Below are 7835 nucleotides of genomic sequence, written 5' to 3'. Positions count from 1 at the left end.
CATAAAAGCACATCCGATAAATAGTCAATTCGTTTAAGTACAAACAAGGTTAATGATTTATGCGAAGATTCTTTCGTCATTTTGTATGGATTAATATCCTCATCCAGTTTCTTTTTCCAGTTACTGTTGCCTTTACTCCGGCTATGGCGGGAGCGGGAAGCAATAAGCGCTTCTTAAATCCGACGGCGGGCGAGCAACTTAACACGCAGGTCTATACACTTCAGCCCGGCGAAACGGCTGAGTCCGTGGCTGCAAAGTTTAACATGAGCATGGCGGCGCTGAAAAAGCTCAATCAGTTGAGGACCTTTGCCCGCGGCTTTGACAACCTTCAGGCTGGCGATGAGCTGGATGTACCAACGTCACCGTTACCGGAGATCGTCTGGGGCGAGAGTGCGTCTGCAATGTCTACCGACAATGAGCAGGCGAAAAACATCGCGGGCGTCGCCTCTAAGGCAGGGAACTTCCTTGCCAGTAATCCACACTCTGACGCCGCAGCTTCCATGGCCAGAGGGATGGCAACCAGTGCTGCCGGCAGTGAAATCCAGGAATTCCTCAATAACTTCGGGAGTGCGCGCGTTCAGCTGGAAGCAGACAAAAACTTCACGCTCAAAAATTCACAGCTCGATCTCCTGGTTCCGGTATACGACCGGGACAACACGGTGACATTCACCCAAGGCAGCCTACATCGTACGGACGATCGCAGCCAGACTAACCTGGGAGTCGGTATTCGTCATTTCACTTCTGGCTACATGCTGGGTGCCAACCTGTTTGGCGATTACGACCTGTCTCGCGATCATGCGCGGGCGGGTATCGGTACTGAATACTGGCGAGATTTCCTGAAGCTCAGTGCAAACGGGTACTTTGGCCTGACGAGCTGGAAAAATTCTCCCGACGTCCGGGATCACGAAGAGCGCCCTGCTAACGGCTGGGATATTCGTACCCAGGGTTGGCTGCCTGCTGTGCCGCAGCTAGGTGGGAAACTCACCTGGGAGCAATATTACGGGAAGGAGGTTGCGCTGTTTGGGAAAGATAATCGTCAGAGCAACCCGCATGCGATGACGGTCGGGCTGGAATACACGCCGGTGCCGCTGTTAACTCTGAGTGCGGAGCAGCGTCAAGGGCGGTCGGGGCAAAATGATACCCGTCTTGGGCTGGGGCTGAATTACCGGCTGGGCGTTCCGTGGCATCACCAGGTTGATCCGGGAATGGTTGCCTCAATGCGCAGCCTGATCGGAAGCCGTTATGACCTGGTCGATCGTAATAACAATATTGTTCTGGAGTACCGCAAGCAGGATGCTCTGCGTATTGACCTGCCGGAGGTGATGGAAGCGGAAGCGTCCAGAACGATCGTGATTCCGGTAACTGTTCAGAAATCTAAATACGGTGTGAAAGACACCGAATGGACGCCTTCTCAGGCGTTTCTGGAGCAGGGCGGCTCGCTGCATAAACGGTCTGCCATCGAGCTGGAAGTTCGCGTACCGGCGTGGAATTATAGCGCCCCTGATGCGGCGAAGCAGGAATACACCCTGACTGCGGTCAGTATTGATAACAACGGGCGACGCTCAAATACCGCCACAACACTTATTCGCGTGCTGCCAGCGCAGAGCGACATCGAGACCCTGTCTGTGACTCCGGACGAAGCCGTTATCGCGGATAACGTCCAGTTTGCCACCCTGACCGCGAGCATAAAAGACGCGTCCGGAGCCGTGGTGCCGGGCCAGGCGCTGACATTCAGCGTAGAGGGTCTCAATGATGCACAAAACGCATCTGCCGCCACGCTGTTCACCGATACTCAGTCACATAACAAACAGCTGGCCGTGGTCACAGATGCGCGCGGTCAGGCTGCCGTGATGCTGCGCAGTAAAGTGGCGAAGAAAGGCACCGTGACCGTGAAGATGGACAACGGAAAAATCAAAACGGTGCCGGTTACCTTTACTGCGGATACCGAAAGCGCGAGCGTCGCGTCCCTTACGGTAACGAAGAACGATGCCCATGCGAACGGCGTTGATGCCAACGAGATCGAGGCTGTCGTACATGATGTTCACGGTAATCCGCTGGCCAACTTCACCGTAGAGGCCGATGTGGATAATGATGGTGTGGTCGATATCTCTTCCTCAACGGATGTGAACGGCCGGACCACGCTGAGGGTCACCAACGAGCGGGCAGGGGAAACCACCGTCACGGTACGTTCCGGCTCGATGGCGCGCGCGTTTAAAGTAGCCACTGTCCATTTCCACGTTGATAAGTCTGCAACCCATATCGCCGCAGGCGACCTGACGGTGGATACCGGAGCAAAAGCAGACGGTACTGACAGCAATGCGCTGACGGTAAAAGTGACCGACAGCAACGGCAACGTGGCGAAGGATGTTACGCTTGAAATCAGCGCGTCAGGCACGGCGGGCAATGCGGTTGTGACACCGTCAGTGGTGCAAACCGACAATAACGGTCTGGCGAGCGCAGCCGTCACCAGCCTGAAAGCAGGGCAATTCACCGTAACCGCCGTGGTTCGCGAGTCGGGTAAATCTGCGAATGCGACAACCGAATTTGTCAGTGATGACGCTACCGCGACCATCACTGACAGCAATATGCACGTCACCAGCGGCGCGAAAGCGGACGGCAAACTGACAAACAGCGTTCAGGTTATTGTGACTGATGCTCAGGGTAACTTTGTTCCCGGCGTGAGCGTGTCTTTTGTCGCCGATAACGCTGCCGTTAAGTTTGCGGAAAGCGCGCCGACAACGGATACCAACGGCGCGGCCTCTGCCACGATGACCAGCACGCTTGCCGGTCAATTCAAAATTACCGCGACGGTAGGAAACGTTAGCCGGAATATGGACACGACCTTTATCGCTGACATTTCTACGGCCCAAATCATTGCAGATAATCTTACTGTAGGAACCGGCGCGCTGGCTGACGGTACCGACAAAAATACTGTACAGGCAATCGTAACGGATGCGGAAGGCAACCTGGTTTCCGGTGCCAGCGTGACGTTCGGCGTAAGCGGCGATGGCAGCAAAACGATAATCACCACGCTGAAGGGGATTACGGGAAGCGACGGGGTGGCTACCGCAGAGGTGACCAGTAAAGAAGCGGGGTCGTTCACGGTTACGGCAGCCGTCGCAGGCAAAGAAACGACCAAGGTGACTGAGTTTGTGGCTGACTCATCCACCGCACGGATTACTGATAGCGATCTTGTGGTGACGTCCGGTGCGGTTGCGGATGGTTCCGACAAGAATACCGTGCAGGCAACCGTAACAGATGCTGAAGGCAACCTGGTTTCCGGTGCCAGCGTGACGTTCGGCGTAAGCGGCGACAGTAGCAAAACCGTAATTACCGCGCTGACGGGTATCACCGGTAGTGATGGGGTGGCTACCGCAGAGGTGACCAGTAAAGAATCGGGAGCGTTCACGGTAACGGCAGCCTTACCATCTGGAAATAAAACCGAAAAAATGGTCGAGTTTGTTGCGGGCACTATACATGACGTATATACCACGCTCATTACCGATAAGCAGAGTTACGTAGCAGGTGAAAAGGTGCTGCTCAAACTCACGATGAAGGATGCTCAGGGTAATCTGATTAAGGGTGAACTCCCCGATGGCTGGGAGTACTCTGTCCCGGGAACAGCTATTGATGGCATGATGTATGTAGACAGTAGCGGTGCAATTATTTCCCCATTAATGGCTATTAATTCAGGCAACTATCAGGCGTCTTTTACATGGAACGGTGGGACGGTAACCTCCAACGCTTATGTTATTTCAACGGGAGAGGTTTCAGTTGAGCGATCTACAATAGAAACAAACGCTGGGACCTACAGATCGGGTGAGGATATTACAGTCACTGTGACCCTTGAGGATTCGTATGGTAATCGTGTTGACTCGCTAGTAAATCAACTGTCTACAAGCACAATTTCGGTTCCTAATGCAGTACTGAAATCAACGGATGGCTGGAAGGAGCATGGAGATGGGGTTTATAGCATTATTTATCAGGCCGTGACGACAGGTTCCCTGAAACGTGCCTCATTAAAGATGCCTCACTGGAGTGAAACGATTCGTTCAGCATTCTATGCCATTAGCGCAGGTGAGCCTGTCAGGGAAAATTCATCACTTGAGATGGCATCTTCTTTTATCGTTGGGGATGATATTAATATTACCGTTTCGCTAAAAGATGCAGCAGGAAACGCTGTTACCGGTTATGCAGATGAAATTGTTCTTACAATGGCAAATACGATCGAGAAATCAGGTGCGTGGCATGATAACAACAACGGGACTTATACTTCTGTATATACAGCATCGGGAACGGCTTCGGGATTTGCCAGACTTAAATTAGCGGATTGGGAAACGCACATCGCTTCCATGTACACTATTAAGTCTGTTTCATTAAAATCAGTTGCTATAAACGGTTATGAGTTCTCGCCAACAGCAGGTGTGCCGCAAACCGGCTTTAAAAACGCCTCTTTTACGTTAACGCTTAGCGATGATGTTGATGCATCAGCATATGAATGGACAGCGAATCAGCCATGGGTAACTGTTACTGATGGGATAGTAACATTCATCGATGATGCCGGTACTTCAATCGTAGAAATAAAAGGAAAGAGAAAGAATGGACATGACTCTATTGGCGCTATTACCTATGTTTTCCAGACGAAAAAGTGGTTTTGGTTTCCTGTAGGAAATGAGCGAACCTGGGATAATGCTCGTAACTTGTGTATCAATAATGGCTATGTCCAACCAGAAGCTAGCCAGGTATATATTTCCAGCGCTTCCGGCAGTAGATTTGTGGGGGCACTGAAAAATGAATGGGGCGGAAATCTTGCTGTTTATGATGTAGGTGGCTTGGCCTGGCTTGCTGATGCTGGAATATCAAATTCAAAGCTACGTCGTGTAACCGATCTCTATACCAATACAATATTTGAATCAGATCCGAGTGGGGCTTCTTACAAGGCTATGTGTGTAAGATGATAGAATCAGCCAGGATAATTTGGACTGACCCCATAAAATTGGACAGTTCATTTTAAACGGCTATCAGGGCTTGGGTTCGGTATTCTACCGGGCTCAGGCCTTTTAACTTCAGACCGATCCGCTCGTTGTTATCGTGATGGATATAGTGCTCTATCGCCTTCCTCAGGTCATTCAGTTCGCTGAACCTATTCAGGCCAAAACACGCAGATTTCAGTGTGCCGAAGAAGTTCTCCATCATCGGCCTCTCCGACAGGCTGTAGGAGATAATCTCCCGGTTAAACAGATCGAGAACTGGCGACAAGGACAGATTTTTACCCTGCACCGAGAGCTCCGTAATACCTGTGACCCATTTTTCGTTGGCCTTCGATGCTCTGAAGTTCCGGCTCAGGGTATTGGGCGCTGCCTTGCCCACTTCCCATTTTGGGTGGGCAGTCCAGAGACCGCGGTTTTTTTTATGGCGAGTTAGCGCCCTTTCTTGTGTCTTACAACAAGTGAAACCATAGTTAGTTAACCACTCGTTTATCTATCTTGCGGGGATGTGGGCTATGGAGATGTATCTGCAAAGAATGAAAAAGGAGTGGCTGACGCTGCTCGACCAAACGGAACCTCACATCAGACAACAGGCTGCCGATATTGCCGTTGCCCATGCACAGGCGTTGAGCGTGGAGTTTTATCGCGTGGTCCTTGCCGATCCCCATGCTGAAGAGTTTCTCAGCAATGAGCAGGTTGAGAAACAACTTAAGACCGCACTAGAGAAATGGCTTATTGATATCCTCTCCTGCAATGTAGAGGACGTTGAGGGACTGATGGCTGCTCAGCATACCGTGGCGGAAGTTCACGCTCGCATCGGTATCCCTGTCGAGTTGGTTGAAATGGGATTCCGGGTATTAAAAAAATTACTCTATCCCGTCATTATTTATGGACCGCAACCGTCGGCAGATAAATTACAAATTTATCACTTTGCTATCAATAGTATTGATTTGGCGATGGAGGTTATGTCGCGTGCCTTTTCCTTTAGCGAAAGCAGTATGGCTAAAGAGGATGAAAATTATCGGATTTTCTCGTTGCTGGAAAACGCTGAAGAGGAAAAAGAACGACAAATCTCTTCGTTGTTGTCGTGGGAGCTGGAGATTATTTACAAGGTCGTACTGGATGCCGATATCGGTAATACCCTGCCGCTGAGTCAGTCTGATTTTGGTCTGTGGTTTAATCACAAAGGTCGGCACTATTTCAGCGGCATTGCCGAAGTCGGGCATATTTCGCGCCTGCTACAGGATTTTGACGGTATCCTTTCCGCTATTAACGACACCACTAAACCACTCAACGCGAAGACACATCGCAACAAGTTTTTGCTGCAACTCAGAAGTACCGTTTCGCAAATTACGACGCTGCTACGCGAGTTGTTTGAGGAGGTATCCCGCCACGAAGTGGGGATGGATGTGCTGACAAGACTGCTCAATCGCCGTTTTCTGCCGACTATCTTTAAGCGAGAAATCGCCCATGCCAACCGCGTGGGGACCCCGTTATCGATCCTGGTGATTGATGTCGACAGGTTCAAACACATTAACGATACGTGGGGGCACAATACCGGTGATGAAATTCTGCGTCGTGTGTCGCAGGTATTTTATGACAACGTACGCAGCAGCGATTACGTTTTCCGCTATGGTGGCGATGAATTTATTATCGTGTTGACGGAATCCACCGCCCACGATACGTTGCGTACCGCCGAACGCATCCGCAGTCGCGTAGAGAAAACCAAAGTGAAGGCACCTAACGGCGAGGAAATTTCGTTATCACTATCTATTGGCGCGGCGATGTTTAGCGGCCATCCGGATTATGAACGATTAATTCAGCTGGCGGATGAGGCGTTGTATATCGCAAAAAAACAGGGGCGCAACCGCGTTCAGATGTGGAAGTCTGGTTGATTTTTGCACTGTTTATTTAATCAATCGCGTGCCGCCGGCATTCTCTCTTCACCTGCTGCCGTTATTCCGCATTCCGGCCATTATTAAGAAAGTCTCGGCCGCCTCGCCGCTCACATCGGGTGGGTGTCTGCAAAGCACAACGATGGCGAGATTTCATCAATCGACATTGCGACACGATAGCGCATCAATCATCCATCCTGTTTGCCAGAAATCACGTAGCGTTCGCGTTTTATGATTTGAACAGGGATTCACTATGCGTAAACGCGCTTGCCTCACGCTCATCCTGCTGACGGGCCTTCTTTCTGGCTGTACGACGGCTTACACCATGACCACGCGAACGGGAAAAACTATCGACACGCAGGGAAAACCGGTCGCAGATCCTACCACCGGCATGACCACATACGCGGATACCTTCGGTTATCAGCGTGTGATAGCGACCAGCGAAATTGTACAAACCACGAAGGGCAATACGACGCTGGAGTGGTGATAACACATGACGATGATGGGTTGAAGAGCTGTGTGGCGATAGAATGCATGAGGACGGGCGCTATCGCCGCTCAGTATTCATGCATTTTTATTGCGTTAACGCAGCGTATGACCAAAATAAATCAATCGGATACCATCAAGAATAATATGTTTAAGATGAACGTTTTGATTTTCAGTGGCCAACTATTATTCTTTCGCTTTAAAAACAACGACGCTTCAGGAGGCTTATCCTCACCTATTTCGATATGTGTAGACAAGGACAGTGTGTTGTGAGGACTGGCTCGGGCATAAATGCGCCTTTGTTCACCTCGTTGCTGATATCTGCCGATATTGAAAAAATTATCTCTGCGATCCTAATCTGGAGCCGAGTAACCCCCTGCCGATAGTTAGCTTAACATAATCATCAATCAGACTCGATCAGGAAATTGATTGCGTTATTCAAAAGAGCACTCTCTAACGTGAAAAT

Annotated in this window: 3 protein-coding genes and 1 pseudogene; 3 read left to right on the top strand and 1 reads right to left on the bottom strand. The window is 50.4% G+C overall.

Translation table 11 applies throughout. The features are described 5' to 3' along the window. The first annotated feature begins 59 nt into the window (after nt 1-59). A complete protein-coding gene (locus tag NNN71_RS22560; protein ID WP_271459377.1) occupies nt 60-4958 on the top strand; it encodes an inverse autotransporter beta domain-containing protein in 4899 nt (1632 codons plus the stop codon). 52 nt (nt 4959-5010) lie between these two features. Here NNN71_RS22560 and NNN71_RS22555 read toward each other — a convergent pair. Next, nucleotides 5011-5373, bottom strand: a pseudogene (locus tag NNN71_RS22555) (IS3 family transposase); the annotation flags it as partial. 130 nt (nt 5374-5503) lie between these two features. Here NNN71_RS22555 and NNN71_RS22550 point away from each other — a divergent pair. Then, nucleotides 5504-6883 carry a diguanylate cyclase gene (locus NNN71_RS22550; protein WP_271459376.1) on the top strand — a complete coding sequence of 460 codons (1380 nt, stop codon included), beginning with the start codon at nt 5504-5506 and terminating at the stop codon, nt 6881-6883. A gap of 253 nt (nt 6884-7136) precedes the next feature. Then, on the top strand, nt 7137-7370 hold the full coding sequence (locus NNN71_RS22545; RefSeq protein WP_271459375.1) for a YgdI/YgdR family lipoprotein: 234 nt from the start codon (nt 7137-7139) through the stop codon (nt 7368-7370). Nucleotides 7371-7835: the final 465 nt, after the last annotated feature.

The organism is Kluyvera sp. Awk 3, assembly GCF_028069715.1.
Classification (GTDB): Bacteria; Pseudomonadota; Gammaproteobacteria; order Enterobacterales; family Enterobacteriaceae; genus Kluyvera; species Kluyvera georgiana_A.
The sequence above is the reverse complement of the archived record's forward strand: the minus strand, read 5'-3'. Positions and strand labels throughout refer to the sequence as shown.